Annotated in this window: 15 protein-coding genes and 3 tRNA genes; 16 read left to right on the forward strand and 2 right to left on the reverse strand. The window is 51.7% G+C overall.

Annotated features, from left to right (window positions below):
- Positions 1–35 precede the first annotated feature (35 nt).
- The 4 genes from folE2 to BMZ14_RS08325 all read left to right on the forward strand — a co-directional run bounded on the left by folE2 (position 36) and on the right by BMZ14_RS08325 (position 1,287).
- Positions 36–836 (forward strand): GTP cyclohydrolase FolE2, encoded by an 801-nt coding sequence (folE2, locus tag BMZ14_RS08310; RefSeq protein ID WP_074796681.1) that lies wholly within the window; start codon positions 36–38, stop codon positions 834–836.
- A 128-nt stretch (positions 837–964) separates the two neighbouring features.
- Positions 965–1,041: transfer RNA gene (locus tag BMZ14_RS08315), tRNA-Pro, on the forward strand.
- A gap of 35 nt (positions 1,042–1,076) precedes the next feature.
- Positions 1,077–1,153: transfer RNA gene (locus BMZ14_RS08320), tRNA-Arg, on the forward strand.
- 59 nt (positions 1,154–1,212) lie between these two features.
- Positions 1,213–1,287, forward strand: a tRNA-His gene (locus BMZ14_RS08325).
- A gap of 31 nt (positions 1,288–1,318) precedes the next feature.
- On the opposite strand, the gene BMZ14_RS15450 is transcribed toward BMZ14_RS08325, so the two are convergent.
- Positions 1,319–1,447 carry a hypothetical protein gene (locus BMZ14_RS15450; protein ID WP_256208492.1) on the reverse strand — a complete coding sequence of 43 codons (129 nt, stop codon included), beginning with the start codon at positions 1,445–1,447 and terminating at the stop codon, positions 1,319–1,321.
- A gap of 425 nt (positions 1,448–1,872) precedes the next feature.
- Here BMZ14_RS15450 and BMZ14_RS08330 point away from each other — a divergent pair, with 425 nt between their 5' ends.
- From BMZ14_RS08330 to epsG, 9 genes are all read left to right on the forward strand, one after another.
- Positions 1,873–2,610, forward strand: coding sequence for a class I SAM-dependent methyltransferase (locus tag BMZ14_RS08330; RefSeq protein ID WP_074796683.1), 738 nt, complete (start codon positions 1,873–1,875; stop codon positions 2,608–2,610).
- Positions 2,611–3,490: 880 nt separating this feature from the next.
- Entirely contained in the window at positions 3,491–4,288 is a 798-nt protein-coding gene (gene epsA / locus BMZ14_RS08335; protein ID WP_074796684.1) for an XrtB/PEP-CTERM-associated transcriptional regulator EpsA, read from the forward strand.
- On the forward strand, positions 4,281–5,699 hold the full coding sequence (locus BMZ14_RS08340; RefSeq protein ID WP_074796686.1) for an undecaprenyl-phosphate glucose phosphotransferase: 1,419 nt from the start codon (positions 4,281–4,283) through the stop codon (positions 5,697–5,699). Before epsA ends, BMZ14_RS08340 begins: the two co-directional genes overlap by 8 nt.
- Positions 5,700–5,826: 127 nt before the next feature.
- Complete coding sequence (locus BMZ14_RS15455) at positions 5,827–6,390, forward strand: porin family protein (RefSeq protein WP_256208495.1); 564 nt, start codon at positions 5,827–5,829, stop codon at positions 6,388–6,390.
- A gap of 66 nt (positions 6,391–6,456) precedes the next feature.
- Entirely contained in the window at positions 6,457–7,161 is a 705-nt protein-coding gene (locus tag BMZ14_RS15460; protein ID WP_256208496.1) for an outer membrane beta-barrel protein, read from the forward strand.
- 515 nt (positions 7,162–7,676) lie between these two features.
- Complete coding sequence (locus BMZ14_RS08350) at positions 7,677–8,639, forward strand: EpsD family peptidyl-prolyl cis-trans isomerase (protein WP_074797043.1); 963 nt, start codon at positions 7,677–7,679, stop codon at positions 8,637–8,639.
- A gap of 40 nt (positions 8,640–8,679) precedes the next feature.
- Complete coding sequence (gene epsE, locus BMZ14_RS08355; RefSeq protein WP_074796688.1) at positions 8,680–9,477, forward strand: polysaccharide export protein EpsE; 798 nt, start codon at positions 8,680–8,682, stop codon at positions 9,475–9,477.
- A gap of 16 nt (positions 9,478–9,493) precedes the next feature.
- Complete coding sequence (gene epsF / locus BMZ14_RS08360; protein WP_074796690.1) at positions 9,494–10,900, forward strand: chain length determinant protein EpsF; 1,407 nt, start codon at positions 9,494–9,496, stop codon at positions 10,898–10,900.
- Positions 10,901–10,920: 20 nt separating this feature from the next.
- Positions 10,921–11,850 carry a chain length determinant protein tyrosine kinase EpsG gene (gene epsG / locus BMZ14_RS08365; RefSeq protein ID WP_083396721.1) on the forward strand — a complete coding sequence of 310 codons (930 nt, stop codon included), beginning with the start codon at positions 10,921–10,923 and terminating at the stop codon, positions 11,848–11,850.
- 150 nt (positions 11,851–12,000) lie between these two features.
- Here epsG and BMZ14_RS08370 read toward each other — a convergent pair whose 3' ends face one another.
- Positions 12,001–12,468: a VanZ family protein gene (locus BMZ14_RS08370; protein WP_083396740.1), complete on the reverse strand. Its 468-nt coding sequence runs from the start codon at positions 12,466–12,468 to the stop codon at positions 12,001–12,003.
- Between BMZ14_RS08370 and xrtB the strand changes: the two genes are divergently transcribed.
- Genes xrtB through gmd form a run of 3 tightly spaced genes read left to right on the forward strand, consistent with a single transcriptional unit; the run spans position 12,395 to position 15,110 of the window.
- On the forward strand, positions 12,395–13,315 hold the full coding sequence (gene xrtB / locus BMZ14_RS08375; protein ID WP_083396741.1) for an exosortase B: 921 nt from the start codon (positions 12,395–12,397) through the stop codon (positions 13,313–13,315). The genes BMZ14_RS08370 and xrtB overlap by 74 nt on opposite strands.
- Before the next feature lies 1 nt (position 13,316).
- A complete protein-coding gene (epsI, locus tag BMZ14_RS08380; RefSeq protein WP_074796694.1) occupies positions 13,317–14,003 on the forward strand; it encodes an exosortase-associated protein EpsI, B-type in 687 nt (228 codons plus the stop codon).
- Positions 14,004–14,006: 3 nt separating this feature from the next.
- Positions 14,007–15,110, forward strand: a complete 1,104-nt coding sequence (gene gmd, locus BMZ14_RS08385) for a GDP-mannose 4,6-dehydratase (RefSeq protein ID WP_074796696.1) — start codon at positions 14,007–14,009, stop codon at positions 15,108–15,110.
- The last annotated feature ends 3 nt before the right edge of the window (positions 15,111–15,113 follow it).

Genomic DNA, 15,113 nt, shown 5'->3' on the forward strand with positions numbered 1-15,113 from the left:
GTATGAATGCTCCAATCCAGGAAGTCAACACCTCCATGAATGAAGTGAATCTCCACATGGTAGACGTGCAAGGTGCGTCCGATACGCGGCTTATTGCAATCAACAGAGCCGGTATCAAGGGCATCCGCCACCCGGTCACGATAGCTGACAAGGGCAGTGGCATTCAACATACCGTTGCCACTTTCAATATGTACGTAAATTTGCCCCACCACCTCAAAGGCGTGCACATGTCACGCTTCGTGGAGGTGCTTAATGGATACGATCGCGCCATTTCGGCAGAAGGGTTTGAAAGCCTGCTGCGGATCATGATAACAAGGCTCGAAGCCGAATCTGGTGGCATCGAAATGTCTTTTCCTTATTTCATGACCAAAGCGGCGCCGGTTTCTCGAATAAAGAGTTTGCTGGACTATGAGGTGAGTTTCGTCGGCCGAATCGAGAACGGAAGCTACCAGTTCACGATGAAAGCAGTCGTGCCGGTAACCAGCCTTTGTCCATGCTCCAAGCAGGTTTCCGACTATGGCGCACACAATCAGCGGTCCCATATGTCCGTATCCGTTCGAACCAGCGGCCTGGTATGGATCGCGGAACTGATCCGTATGGCGGAAGATCAGGCATCCTGCGAGCTCTATGGATTGCTGAAACGTTCAGACGAAAAGCATGTTACTGAAAAGGCCTACGACAACCCCAAATTTGTCGAGGACGTGGTACGTGATACGGCAGCGGTACTGAATCGTGACGCCCGCATAGAAGCCTATGTAGTGGAGTCGGAAAATTTCGAATCCATCCATAATCATTCAGCTTACGCGATGATCGAGCGGGACAAATTGGAAAGCTGAGCTTATCTCTCGTGCCTGTGGACGGAACTGCTATCTCCGCATATTTATTTTGGGAAAGCGCGGATAATTTTCTCTGTCAAGACGTAAAATTGACCTTTTCTTGATGGGCAGGTATATTATCGCCCTTCCGGGGTGTAGCGTAGCCTGGTAGCGCGCCTGGTTTGGGACCAGGATGTCGGGAGTTCAAATCTCTCCACCCCGACCATTCATGCTTGTCAGAGGCAAAGTCCGATTTGAGTGGTGCCCGTAGCTCAACCGGATAGAGCACCAGCCTTCTAAGCTGGGGGTTACAGGTTCGATTCCTGTCGGGCACGCCAAACTATCCCTCTAGCGATTGGCGCCTGAGCTTCGAACTATGCTTTGCGATTTTCCGATGGTGGCTGTAGCTCAGTGGTAGAGTCCCGGATTGTGATTCCGGTTGTCGTGGGTTCGATCCCCATCAGCCACCCCAAGTACTTATTTCCTTTCCATTATCTCAAGCTTTAATGGGCCGGAGATATATTTGGCGGGAACGGCTCGATCCGGCGTCTTGGTTCGGCCACCGGAGTGTCAGCCTCGACTTCCTCCACTACCACGGCAATCTGCTCCACGGCAAACCGTTTCTTCTTCATGCAAAGCTCCTTTTGTTAAAGGTGAGTTTCGCCGAAAACTTATACTGTCGCTGAATACATTTTTGCAGAGCCGACCAGACATACCGCCTAGCAACATATATTGACAGGACACATTGATTCCGCCAATATTACTTGACCAGCGGACTTGATGGGTTAGCAACAGTTTGTGCCTGTCATATTTGCGGCGCAGAAGACTTGTGTCGCTGCTGAGTTTATAGCGAATATGGATTGCTCTGGCGCCGGCTAAGTGATAGTTCACTAACATTGTAATCACGCCTGTATCTGCTCATGTTCGGCTGTGCTCAAGATCAGTCCCGCGTTCGGTCTGCCGTTTATCGCAGCATCTCCCATCATATGTATTTTACGTGAGCCAGAAGCATAATTAATTCAACTAATTTCTAACTCATAACACTAGGACGGTTAAGATGGAGTCTCCTTTAGGCAACCTTGAGCTTACATCGAGCTGGGAACGAGATGCCGAGTTGATCGAGGATTTCATCAGGCAAATGGGTCCGGTGGATGGAGCCCTCCGGATACTTGAAGCGGGGTGCGGGCAGAGCTGGTCACTTCGTCTCGATGGTGTCGAATATGTTTTAACGGGGGTGGACTCTGATTCTCATGCATTGGATATCCGCAAAAATGTCATGAAAGATCTGGACGTGGCGATAGTTGGAGATTTACGTACGGTCGAGTTCGATGCCGGGACATTCGATGTAATCTACAATGCGTTTGTCCTGGAACATATTCATGGGGCCGAGAATGTTCTGAACTCGTTTGTTCGTTGGTTAAAACCGGGTGGATTAATTGTCATAAGGATTCCGGATCCTGATTCCGTGCAGGGATTTGTTACACGGGTAACGCCCCATTGGTTTCATATATTTTATTACCGCTACCTCCTAAAAAAGAAGACGGCGGGCCTTCCTGGCTATGCCCCGTTCCGAACATATTATGATTCAGTAGTGTCTCGGCAAGGAGTACGTAAATTCTGTGAAAAGAACAATCTTTCCATAGCAGCGGAATTCGGAGACGGATATATACGACCAGGAGAAGGCATGATTCAGTTAGCAATCGGTATGATTAAGCAGATTATCGCATCCCTGTCCCTCGGAAAGCTTTCTGCACGCCACACTAACCTTCTTTATGTTTTGCAGCTGAATAAATGAATAAGGGACCTGATAATCAGGCACACGGAGAACGCGAAGCTCCAGAACGGGAAGCGCGCGAAAGTTGCCTGATTTAAGATGATTTTTCGGTTTAAAAAGAGGATTTGTAATTTGCCGGGTGGCACGCCAGGACTAGCGGAAAATCGTGGACAATCGACCGTGTTTTACGCGTAGCAATCAGAGTTGTTGGACTTGCTTTCTTGAAAATCAATTTTCCAGCACTCGGTTCCTGTGGAAGTCTTATCCCTCAGTAACGCCGGAATATGTGCTTTCACCCTGGAATCCTTAAAAGCAATTCCCCTCCAAAAATAATTGTCCTGGTCTGGAAAAGGGATATAGCAAATCCCTTTAGCTAATGCAGTTAAAGTGTCTCTCTTTAGAGACAAATAAACTTGTTACTCATCAGTATCTTGCTTCAGCATAGCTAGACCTTCCCCGTTTCAGCGACAACCCAACGCAAGCAATTGCTATCAAACCTTTATTACACTTGTTACGCGTAAGATAAAATTATTGGCATGACTTTTGCTTCATATGCAGCAAGGCTTATTGCAAATTATGGTAAAAAAGTTTGGGTAGGAGGTGAGCCCGTTCAAAAAAAGCTATCGAGTTGTTGCTACCGGGTTACCGCGAAAATATAGTGTGTTATCTACCGCACAGACAGTATCGCCGTATTTTAGTTACATCTTCTGTAATGTATGCGTACTGGCCGCGTTTAATTTACAACGGATCCAGGTCATGCGGTTGTAATTCCTCGGCCTGTTCCAATACAACTTGTGCGCAGCCTAAGAGGTAGGGTAGGTGATTGCATATGGAGAGTAATTAGACGTTTCACCCAAGTTCAAGTTATTTAACCCATCCAACTAAATCAACTAATTCAAAAATGGGTTTGTTGTCCTCTCTTCCTGCCGATCATCTCCAGCGTTACTTCCGAATTATTCAGGAAGGGCTAGCGGTACGGCAGCATTTTGACCTGTTGACATGGTTGCAGGGGGAGGTGCAGCACTATCTACCGCATGAGATCATGCTTGTTGCGTGGGGTGATTTCAACGCGAATGCAATTCAGCACGATATTATTTCTCCTCTCCCTGGCGTCAGAACCGCGCACTCAGAGTTGACGGGTCTTTATCCATTGTTACGCGCGTCTTATAATCGTTGGGTTGAACTCGGTAGAATGCCGTGTATAGCAAGCGCTTCCGACCGTCTCAACGGAGAATACCTTGTTGGCTATGAAGACAGTCGTCAACAATGTTCCCTTGGCAAAGCTTTGCTGAGCATGCGCTCATCGCTCTTGCACGGCATCAGCGACAAGCGCGGTCGGGATGAATGCCTTTACGTGATTTTCAGTTCTCAGGATAAACTCAACGATTCGACGCTCAGCGCAATGGAAATCCTGCTGCCTTATCTTGATACCGCAATGCGTCGAGTGGCGCCCTTGCCGCAGCGTTCCTGCCGGTCATCGCTCCTCGCGCTAGGAACCGAAAGCCAGGGATTGAGCGAGCGCGAAATCGAGATAATGGATTGGGTAAGGAAGGGTAAAACCAATGCCGAGATTGGCAGTATCCTGTGCATCAGTTCCTATACGGTAAAAAACCATCTGCACCAGATTTTCCGGAAACTCGACGTATATAATCGGGTACAAGCGGTTTCCAAAGTTGAGCGCAGGGCCCGTCATGGCTGAAGCTCATCCTATTTTTTCAGCTTCAACCGTTTCCTCGCGTCACGCCAACGGGCCGCTCGGCAATAATATGCTGAGTGCGGCCGAAGCCATCCTGGACCCCGCCGTACTTACACTTTCACTCTGGTTCGTGAGCGTCAGTATCGAAGGGACACTGCTGCCGCCCTACCTCATCCTTGCAGTTATCGTGTTTTCGATTACCTTCCCGGGTTCCTCGCGCCTGCAATCCTCTTTCAAGCTGCTTATCTTCCACGTCCTCTACAGTTGGTTCTGGGTAGCGCTGCTGCTGTTCTTTCTCGGTTTTGCCACCGGCTACATCTCCCAATTCTCGAGCGAAGCATTGGTCACCTGGTTATGGGTGGCGCCCCTGAGCCAGATCGGCGCCCATCTGGCCTTGCGTTCGGCTGCTCCTTATCTGCTTATGCTACAAGGGCCGCCTCAGCGCGCCGTTATTTTAGGCATGAATGAGCAAGGGGTTGCGCTTGCCAGCCGGATTCAGGAAACACGCTATTCCAAAATTGAACTGTCAGGCTTTTTCGACGACCGGAACCAGGGCCGGCTTCATCAGACAGGACACAGTACACTGCTCGGCAGGCTTCGAGACGTCCCCGATTTTGTCAAGGAAAACCGTATCCAGTTTATCTATCTTTCGTTGCCGATGGCTTCCCAGCCACGCATTCTTCATGTTCTGGACGAACTGAAAGATACCACTGCTTCCATATACTTTGTACCGGACATGTTTATCACCGACCTTATCCAGGGACGTACCGGAACAGTTTGTGGCACGCCGGTTATCTCCGTTTGCGAATCCCCTTTTACAGGCTCTAACGGCGCCATTAAACGAGCGAGCGATATTATTTTGTCTTTGCTCATTCTGTTGCTCATCTCCCCGCTTCTGCTCGTCATCGCAATTGCCATAAGACTGGATTCACCCGGCCCCGTCATTTTCAAACAGCGTCGATATGGGCTTGATGGGGAGGAAATCGTCGTCTATAAATTCCGCTCAATGCGTGTTTGCGAAGATGGCGATACCATTCGGCAAGCAGAGAAGGGAGACAGTCGCGTCACTCGTATCGGCGCTTTTTTGCGCGGGAATTCGCTGGACGAACTACCGCAGTTTATCAACGTCCTGCAGGGACGCATGAGCATCGTCGGCCCCCGGCCTCATGCCGTAGCGCACAACGAGATATATCGCAATCTGATAAAAGGCTACATGATCCGCCATAAGGTCAAGCCTGGAATTACCGGCTGGGCTCAGGTTAATGGCTACCGCGGGGAGACCCGAACTCTCGCCAAAATGCAGGCGCGCATCGATCACGATCTCGATTATTTGCGCAATTGGTCATTGCGCCTTGACCTGCACATCATTCTCAAGACTATCCTGGTAGTCCTGAGGGACCGGGCCGCCTATTGAGGTTCAAGCACAGCCGTACGACTGTTACGTCTTTTTTGTCCGTAAATAATACTTCCTCTACCCTGTTGCCGGTCGAGATGATACCCTTGCGGTATTTTGTGTCATGGAAAAGATAGAGGCACCTAAAATGAAAAAAATATTGCTCATAAATCTTTCCCCTCGTTGTAGCCGAAGGCTCGCTTATAGCCGCTGCCTTGCACTTATTGTTCCCTTATATTTCTCGTTGGCTGCGCAACATGCCACAGCCCAACAGGGAATGCTGCAACCAGCCAAAATACTTCCAGGAGAGCTTTTCAAAGTGAGTGTTGGCACAACATTCACGTATGACACCAATGTTTTCCGTCTTTCGTCCCTCATTGACCCGGCTGCTTTGACCGGCCAGCCGACGAGGTCCGACCAGATCATAACCACATCAGTAACACTCGGAGTAAACAAGGTTTATGCCATGCAGCGTTTTGAGTTCAATGGCAGCCTCATCGATAATCGCTACAATAATTTTGATTATCTGAACTTTCTCGGAAAAAACTATACGGCAGCCTGGCACTGGTATCTAACTCCCTATATTCATGGCAGGTTGAGCGCCAGCCACAGCGAAGCGCTCAACAATTTTGCGAACCTGACGGGTTTAAACAATTCCACCAATCGCAACCTGCGGACCAGGGACAATTTCAATTTCGAGGGGGTCTTCTAAATTGACAGGGCGTGGCATATCGTTGGCGGTATTGACCACAGCATCGCGAAAAACAGCCGGCTTCTCGTGCAGGACTTCAATAACAAGATTTTTTCCGTCGAAGGGGGCATCCGTTATTCTTTTCCTTCAGGCAGCAAGCTTACCTATAAGGTAAGAAGCGGATTCGGAGAATTCATCGATAGACCTGCACCTATTGTCGAGAGTCTTCTCGATACCCGGTTCGACGAAATGGAACATCAGGTTCACCTGACATGGCCCGTTACAGGCAAAGCTTCGATAGACGCACGCGCCGGTTACTTGAAGCGCGAACACGTACATTTTCCCCAGCGCGATTTCGCCGGTTTCGTAGGCAACTTCAATCTAAACTGGGCGATTACAGGCAAGACCCGCGTCACTGCCAGCTGGGCGCGCCAACTCTCCAATTACCAAACCACGCCGTTTGCCTTTCGACATCCTGCCTTTGAACGTTTTTCCAGCAGTTTCATTGCGACGGATCGCTTCACGGTAGCGCCAATCTGGCAAATTACCGATAAAACGGCATTGCGCCTGCGCTACGATTATGTCCTCAGCGATTTCGAGGGGGCAGTCCTCCCGGTTCCGGGGGGAGTTCGTAGCGATTCAATGCATTCCGGCCTGATCGCTTTGGACTGGCAACCTTTGAAGGTACTCTTTCTCAGCGCTGCCTTCCATAGGGACCACCGCAGTTCCAACTTCCGGGGATTTGACTTCAATAGCACCGCAGGTAGCGTGTCCGCGAGGCTTAGCTTTTGACACCGCGGAAGATAGAAAGCCACGCGTTGCATCGGCAAATTGATAACAATGATCCCGTACGTATTTTCCCCAGATCCCGGGCAGCAAGAGTCGATTTGGATGCACTCATTGGTATAGTACATATGGACTATTGCGCTGCAAGTGCTACCTCCGCTACCGTGATCAGGAAGGTTGATATATTAGAATTTTTGGCTATGCAGCAGAGTGCGCGAGGGCGATGAAGATCAGTATGAGGCGCATTCTTTCGATCGCAGGTTTTCTGACGAGGTCGTCAAATTCGCACTGAAAACCGAATTGACGACCGGCGGCATCGTGTATATTCTTTCCTTTGAGCTGCTCTTCTTTTGTTGAGACCGCTGAATGATCAAATAAGGGGGAAGCGGTTACGATGATTGCTCTGGAAAGTGTGCCATGATCTTGTGGCACGATGGATCAAGCTGATAGGTGTCGTTGTTGCGGCCGTTCTACCTGGTTTCTGAATATATATGTACTCACATTTTTCACTCAAGGCCCATATGAAACTCAGCCGGAAAAAAGGTATACCGCAAATACTATCCCTGCTGCTTGCGCTGGGACTCGCGGCCTGTGGCAGCAAGGAGGCGGAGAAACCTGCCAGTCAGATTGCAGCGAAGGTCAATTCCGGGGAGATTTCCGTCCACCAGATTAACTACGTACTTTCACGCACGGGCGCAGGTGCCGCCGCACCGGAAACGGCGCCCAAAATTCGCCGGGAAATTCTCGACCGGCTTATTGATCAGGAACTTGCCGTCGAGCAAGCCGTCGGAAAAAAACTAGACCGTTCACCCGATGTCCTTATGGCCGTGGAAAATGCACGGCGGGAAATTCTTGCTCGAGCCTATGTTGAGCAGTTGACAGCCGCGATGCCGAAGCCTAGCGTGGATGAAGCGAGGAAATATTACTCGGACAATCCGCAGCTCTTCGCCGAGCGGCGCGTCTACAACATTCAGGAAATTGTGGTTCCCGCAGATGCCGGGATCGCCGGGGAGCTCAGAGAGATGCTAGATGCCGACAAGTCCATGGAAAGCGTCGCCAACTGGCTCAAGAGCAAGGGAATCAAATTTGCGGCTGGCAGTGCAACACGAACCGCCGAACAGATCCCGCTCGAATTGCTGCCCAAAATACATCCGCTCAAAGTTGGCCAAGGCCTGGTTATTCAGGGGCCGCAATCCGTTACCCTGATGCGGCTCGGCGCAGCGCAGTCAGTGCCAGTGTCGGAAGAAGCCGCAATTCCGCGCATCCAGCAGTTTCTCGGCAATCAGCGCGCAGCGGAAGCTGCAAAGCAGGAGTTCAAGGAGTTGAAGGCCAAAGCAAACATAACCTATATGGGAGAATTCGCTGATAAGGGCGTGGCCTCCCAAAAAGCTCCTGTTCCCGCAGTGGCACAGGCTACAGACGTCGGTGCGCAGAAATCTGGTGCTGACATCAATGTTGAAAATGGGGTCGCCGGCTTGCAGTAAAAATTTGTCCACTACCCGAAGCATAAGGAAATCCGAAACTATGAAGCAAGCTCTAATACGAATACTGACTCTTTTCTTTGCCCTGTCAACCGCAAATGCGCTGGCGGAAGACAATCACGATTATCCCCTTGGGCCGGGAGATGTGCTGCGTATTCAGGTCTTCCAGAATCCAGACCTCACGACTGAAACCCGCGTGTCCGAGAGTGGCTCCATTACTTACCCGCTGGTCGGAGCCGTTGATGTCGGCGGCCTTGCTGTAGCGGCAGCGGAGCAGAAGATTGCCACGGCGCTCAAGAAGGGCGGCTTTGTCAAACAACCACAGGTCAACATCATTCTCTTGCAGATGCGCGGCAGCCAGGTAAGCGTGCTGGGTCAAGTCAACCGGCCAGGACGTTTTCCCCTTGAAACCCTAAGCCGCGTCAGCGATATGCTTGCCGCCGCGGGGGGCGCCAGTCAGACTGGTGATGATTTCGCGATTGTCACGGGCTCACGCAACGGCCAGCCCTTTCGTAAATTGATAGATATTCCTGCACTCTACCTCGACGAGCAGTCCGAGGACGATATCATTCTTGCGGGTGGCGATACTATCTATGTCCATCGCGCCCCGGTGTTCTATATTTATGGGGAAGCCCAGCGTCCAGGAGCCTACCGTATCGAACGCGGCATGACAGTCATGCAGGCCCTGGCCCAGGGTGGCGGTCCTACCCAGCGTGGTAGTGAATGGTGGTTGCGCCTCCACCGGAAAAACGCCGATGGCAATGTCGAGAAGATTTCGCCTGAAATGACCGACATCGTACAGCCGAACGACATAATCTACGTTAGAGAAAGTATTTTCTGATAATGGTCGTAATGTAATGACATTTCAACAATTTCTACTTATCCTGCGGGCGCGCTACAAGGTAGCTCTCTTCACGCTATTGGTTACCGTGCTAACTACTCTTGTAGTCAGTTTGTTGTTACCGAAGCAATACACCGCCAGCGCAGCCCTGGTGATTGATGTGAGATCGCCGGATCCTATCGGAGGCATGATATTGCCCGGTTTGGCGGCTCCCGCCTACATGGCAACGCAAGTAGACATCATAAACAGCGACCGTGTAGCTCAGCGGGTGGTCAAGCTGCTCCGCATGGACGAGAACCCGGCTGTTCGGGAGCAGTGGATAGATGCAACAGGCGGGAGTGGCGATTTGCACACCTGGCTGGCTGATCTGCTAAAGGAGAAACTTGACGTCAAACCATCTCGCGAGAGCAATGTCATCAATATTGAATTCAGGGGCGCGGACCCTGAATTCGCCGCAAACGTCGCGAATGCCTTTGCCCAGGCCTACTTCGATGTCAACCTTGATCTCAAGGTCGCACCTGCCCGTCAGTCCGCCTCATGGTTTGAAGATCAAACCAGAACGGTCCGTGAGCAGTTGGAAAAAGCCCAGGAGGCGCTTTCGGCACATCAGCAAAAAACCGGCGTGGTTGCTACCGAAGAGCGTCTTGATTATGAAACTGCCAAGCTGAATGAACTTTCCTCACAATTAACCAACGTGCAGGCAGAAACTACGGATAGCAGCAGCAAGCATAAATCGGCAAGCTCCGAAACTCTGGCTGAGGTGATGCAGAACCCATTGGTTAATAGTCTTAAATCGGACCTCGCACGCCTTGAGGCAAAATTTCAGGAGAGTAATGTCAATCTCGGTGTAAATCATCCGCAAACCAAGCGCACGCAATCAGAGATTGCTTCGCTCAGGAGAAGGCTTGCCAGCGAAATTCAGCAAATCACCAACAGTATCGGCACCTCCTACGAAGTAGGCAAGCAAAAGGAAAAGGAACTGCTAGAAGCGATGGAGATACAGAAAAAACGTGTGCTCGAACTCAACAGGGAGCGCGACGAAATAGCTGTTCTCAAGCGCGACGTCGAAGCGGCACAGCGCACGTTTGAAGGCGTGAGCCAGCGCGCAGCGCACACTCGCCTCGAAAGTCAATCGGTTCAGACCAACGTCGCCATGCTCAATCCAGCCACGATCCCAATTCAGCACTCCCGGCCCAGAGTCCTGCTCAATGTGCTGATCTCCATTTTCCTCGGCACCTTGCTCGGGGTAGGGATTGCTTTGATGCTCGAACTAATGAACCGTCGTATACGCTCGGCGACAGATCTCGTGCAAGCGATAGATTTGCCGGTACTTGCGGTTATTCCCGGCAGTGAGGGTCGCAGTGTATCCAAACTACCCAAATTGCCAAAACTACCCAAGCAGCTGGGAACCTCTACCAGCTGAACCCCACATGGAACCAGCCTATGAATCCCGTAAGCGCCAGCTTCCAAGCTTTTAAACGGAATCAGACCGCGCGACCAGGCGACCCATCTATCTATGGCAAGTCTCAGATAACTGGCGCCGGAGGTTCGATTGGAGCCATCCTTGTCGATACCGGACGCCTCTCCGCAGAAAACGTGGAGCACATTTTGCGCTTGCAAATTGAGAGGGGCAAGCGTTTTGGCGAAACGGCAATCGACTTGGGCCTACTTGCGGAAGACGATGTCCGTTTTGCGCTTTCACGTCAATTTAACACCCTCTACCTGCCCGCAGGTGACGACAGCCTGGATTATCAACTGGTTGCCGCGTATAAGCCGTTCAGTCCAGTCGTCGAGAAGCTGCGCGCGCTACGTAGCCAACTTATGTTGAGGTGGTTTGGCGCAGAAGCAGGCCTGAATTCGCTCGCCATTTTGAGCCCCGGCTCAGGGGAAGGACGCAGCTTCATTGCTGCCAATCTTGCGATTGTCTTCTCCCAGCTTGGCAAGCGGACCTTGCTTCTCGACGCCAACCTGCGCAAGCCGCGGCAGCATGAGCTATTCAAACTAGGCAATAATGCCGGGTTGTCCGGCGTGCTTGCCGGTCGAGTGGGTATAGAAGCAATCGCACGCGTGCCCTCGTTGCTGGGGCTTTCGATACTCCCGGCGGGCGCTGTGCCCCCCAATCCGCAGGAATTGGTTGGACGCGCGGGTTTTTCCGAGCTGATGCAAACGCTGAGCCGGGAATTTGACGTGGTTATTGTCGACACACCGGCTGCACGTGAATATGGCGAAGCCCAGATCATCGCAGCGCGCGCATCTGCTGCTCTTATAGTGGCCCGCAAGGACCGTACTTCAATGCCGGATACAACCGAGTTGGCCAAGAGTCTGCAGCAAACCGGCACCACCCCGGTGGGGTGCGTGCTGAACGACTTCTGAGCGAAGCAGGGTGAAGGGGATAAGGCTCTGCTTCAGCAGTTGCCCCCCTGCTGTTCGAATATTTTCTTGCTCGCGAACAAGTTCCGGTATCCGGATATTTGTCGCTTTCCTCTAGTCCAGGGGGACAGAAACCCGGGCCATAACCATTCGTCAAATACTGCTATCGTGCTGATTACGCCATATTCTCTCCATCGCCAGCAATGCCGTGCCGAGAGCGCTGCCCACCACATCCGCTATCAGATCGGGCCATCCCGCCTGCCGGCCGGGCAGATACACTTGATGCCACTCATCAAGCAAACCGACCAGCAGCGAGCCGAAAAATGCGAGGATCAGCCTTTGCCAATCAGACAGTCCGCTTGCCACGCCAATTGCGCAGGCCAGCAAGGCGAAAGTAACGCCGTGGGCCAGCTTGTCCCAGGGGGAAGGTATCAGATTTACGGCGACAGGTTGCGCTCCTCCTACAAACAAGCTGACCACGATCCCGAGCGTGAGGAGCATGGCCATGATGCGGGTGGAGCGAGATAGTGAACGTTGCGAAAACAAAATGAGTACCAATTCTTCAATTATATTCGGCAGAAAAACCCCGCGGCCCGAGGGATGGCGCAACCAGTTACCCATCTGGTTGCCTATTATTGCGGGTTTAATCGTACTTTATTTACCCAGCCTGGTCGATCTCTTTCGGGGCGTCTGGGGTACCGACCAGCAAGCGCATGGCCCTATTGTACTTGGCATTGCCTGCTGGCTCATTTATCGCAAGTGGCCAGAAATGTGGCGCTTGAGTGAAGGACAGTCCCTTGCCCCGGCAACCGGATGGCCCATTTTTATTTTTGGGCTGCTGCTCTATGTAATAGGGCGCTCGCAAGACATCCTGCTCTTCGAAATTGGTTCGGTCATCTGGTTGCTTGCCGCCATCCTTTTGCTCATGCGTGGGGGCGCCGCGCTAAAAGCGCAGTGGTTTCCGCTCTTTTTCATGCTTTTCATGATTCCCCTACCCTCGGCAATAGTGGATGCCTTGACCATGCCCATGAAAATGGCAGTTTCCTACGTGGCCGAAACCATCCTTTTCTGGGCGGACTATCCCATCGCCCGTACCGGCGTTATTCTCCAGATTGGGCAATACAAATTGTTAGTAGCAGATGCATGCGCGGGTCTTCACACGCTTTTTACACTGGAAGCGCTGGGCCTGCTCTACCTTAACATTATCCGGCACGATTCCTTGTTTCGGAATGTTGCCCTGGCCATTCTGATCGTACCTATCTCCTTTACCGCCAACGTCATCCGTGTCATTGTATTAACGCTTATTACCTATCATTTTGGCGATGAGGCCGGGCAGGGGTTCTTGCATGGGTTCGCCGGGATGGTGCTCTTCCTTAGCGCTCTGCTGCTGATCATTGGAGTGGACTCGCTATTGCAGCTCACCGTCAAGCTGCGGGGTGACCGTAGCAGCGCTTTGAGCGGAGCCTGACATGAATCTGTGGTTCAGAAATTCAGTACTTCTGGTTCTCATGCTCGCCGCGTCAGGCCTTGCACTGGCCTTGCGCCCTACCCAGAAAATTGCAGATCAGGGGCCCGCCATCGATCTGGAAACGATGATCCCGCATGCATTCGGGGATTGGAGCGAAGAGCAGCACAACTCGGTGCAGATGGTTGATCCGCAGCAGCAGGAAATGATCGAGAAAATCTATACCCAGACACTCAGTCGCACTTACATAAACAACCATGGCTACCGCATCATGCTTGCGATTGCGTATGGAGACGACCAGAGAGATTCGATGCAGATGCATTATCCCGAGGTTTGCTACCCTGCACAGGGTTTCTCGCTGCAAAGCAAACAGAATGGCACCTTGCCTACAGAAAATGGGTTAATTCCCGTAACCCGTATTCTGACGAATCTCGGCCAGCGCAACGAGCCGGTTACCTACTGGACAACAGTGGGTGATCTCGTATTTCAAGGCGGCGTCCAGAAGAAACTCGCCGAAATGAGGTACGGCCTGAAGGGCAAGATTCCGGACGGCATGCTGGTACGTGTTTCTTCCATCGATGGCGAAGCGACTCGCGCGTATGAAATGCAAACCCGGTTTATCGATCAGATGCTGGGCGTTTTAACACCGGAACATCGAAAAAAGCTGGATGGCATGGCGCAACTCAACTGAACGATGACAAAAACCGCGCTTATCAGCGGCATAACCGGACAAGATGGAGCTTATTTAGCTGAATTCCTGCTCAAGAAGGGCTACATCGTTCACGGAATAAAGCGCCGCTCTTCGCTGTTCAACACCGATCGTATAGATCATCTGTATCAGGATCCGCATGTTCCCCAACGCAATCTTATTCTGCATTATGGGGACCTGATCGATTCGACCAACCTGATCCGCACGATACAGCAGGTTCAGCCTGACGAAATTTATAACCTCGCCGCGATGAGCCATGTCGCAGTCAGTTTCGAAACACCTGAATATACGGCCAATGCGGATGGCATTGGTACTCTGCGCATTCTGGAGGCGATCCGCATTCTCGGCCTGGAAAAAAAAACGCGCTTTTACCAAGCCAGCACATCTGAACTTTACGGTCTTGCGCAGGAAACGCCCCAGAAGGAAACCACGCCTTTCTATCCGCGCAGTCCGTATGCGGTTGCCAAGCTTTACGGTTACTGGATTACCGTAAACTACCGCGAAGCCTATGGCATCTATGCATGTAATGGAATTCTCTTCAATCACGAGAGCCCTATTCGTGGCGAAACCTTTGTTACTCGCAAAATCACCCGGGCTCTTACCCGTATAAAGCTTGGCCTTCAGGACTGCCTCTACCTTGGCAATCTGGATGCAAAGCGCGACTGGGGCCACGCTCGCGATTATATGGAGATGCAATGGTTGATGCTTCAGCAGGAGCAGGCCGAAGATTATGTCATTGCCACCGGCACTCAGCATAGTGTCCGCGACTTCGTCAACACTGCGGCTGAAGAGCTGGGAATGCGCTTAAGGTGGCATGGTCAGGGGATAAATGAAGTCGGGGCACTTGAGGAGGTTCACGCAGCCCCCGAGTCACGTATCATTATCCGGGTTGACTCGCGTTACTTCCGCCCCACAGAGGTACAGGCGTTGTGTGGTGATGCAAGCAAGGCGAGGGAGAAACTTGGCTGGGTCCCCAAGACCAATTTCAGGGAGCTCGTCAGCGAAATGGTGCGCGAGGATCTCAAGAGTGCGGAACGCGACGAGCTTGTAAAAAAGCACGGGTTCGGCGTCTACGATTATCACGAATAGGAA

It is taken from the genome of Nitrosospira briensis (genome assembly GCF_900115125.1).
Lineage (GTDB): Bacteria > Pseudomonadota > Gammaproteobacteria > Burkholderiales > Nitrosomonadaceae > Nitrosospira > Nitrosospira briensis_A.

Bases quoted from the DNA above. Each gene is read 5' to 3' on its own strand.
- BMZ14_RS08370 (WP_083396740.1), bottom strand. From the start codon at position 12,468: ATGGGTAACTGGTTGCGCCATCCCTCGGGCCGCGGGGTTTTTCTGCCG.
- epsI (WP_074796694.1), top strand. From the start codon at position 13,317: ATGAATCTGTGGTTCAGAAATTCAGTACTTCTGGTTCTCATGCTCGCC.
- gmd (WP_074796696.1), top strand. From the start codon at position 14,007: ATGACAAAAACCGCGCTTATCAGCGGCATAACCGGACAAGATGGAGCT.
- BMZ14_RS08330 (WP_074796683.1), top strand. From the start codon at position 1,873: ATGGAGTCTCCTTTAGGCAACCTTGAGCTTACATCGAGCTGGGAACGA.
- BMZ14_RS15455 (WP_256208495.1), top strand. From the start codon at position 5,827: ATGAAAAAAATATTGCTCATAAATCTTTCCCCTCGTTGTAGCCGAAGG.
- epsG (WP_083396721.1), top strand. From the start codon at position 10,921: ATGAATCCCGTAAGCGCCAGCTTCCAAGCTTTTAAACGGAATCAGACC.
- BMZ14_RS08340 (WP_074796686.1), top strand. From the start codon at position 4,281: ATGGCTGAAGCTCATCCTATTTTTTCAGCTTCAACCGTTTCCTCGCGT.
- epsF (WP_074796690.1), top strand. From the start codon at position 9,494: ATGACATTTCAACAATTTCTACTTATCCTGCGGGCGCGCTACAAGGTA.
- folE2 (WP_074796681.1), top strand. From the start codon at position 36: ATGAATGAAGTGAATCTCCACATGGTAGACGTGCAAGGTGCGTCCGAT.
- BMZ14_RS08350 (WP_074797043.1), top strand. From the start codon at position 7,677: ATGAAACTCAGCCGGAAAAAAGGTATACCGCAAATACTATCCCTGCTG.
- xrtB (WP_083396741.1), top strand. From the start codon at position 12,395: ATGAGTACCAATTCTTCAATTATATTCGGCAGAAAAACCCCGCGGCCC.
- BMZ14_RS15450 (WP_256208492.1), bottom strand. From the start codon at position 1,447: ATGAAGAAGAAACGGTTTGCCGTGGAGCAGATTGCCGTGGTAGTGGAG.
- epsA (WP_074796684.1), top strand. From the start codon at position 3,491: ATGGGTTTGTTGTCCTCTCTTCCTGCCGATCATCTCCAGCGTTACTTC.
- epsE (WP_074796688.1), top strand. From the start codon at position 8,680: ATGAAGCAAGCTCTAATACGAATACTGACTCTTTTCTTTGCCCTGTCA.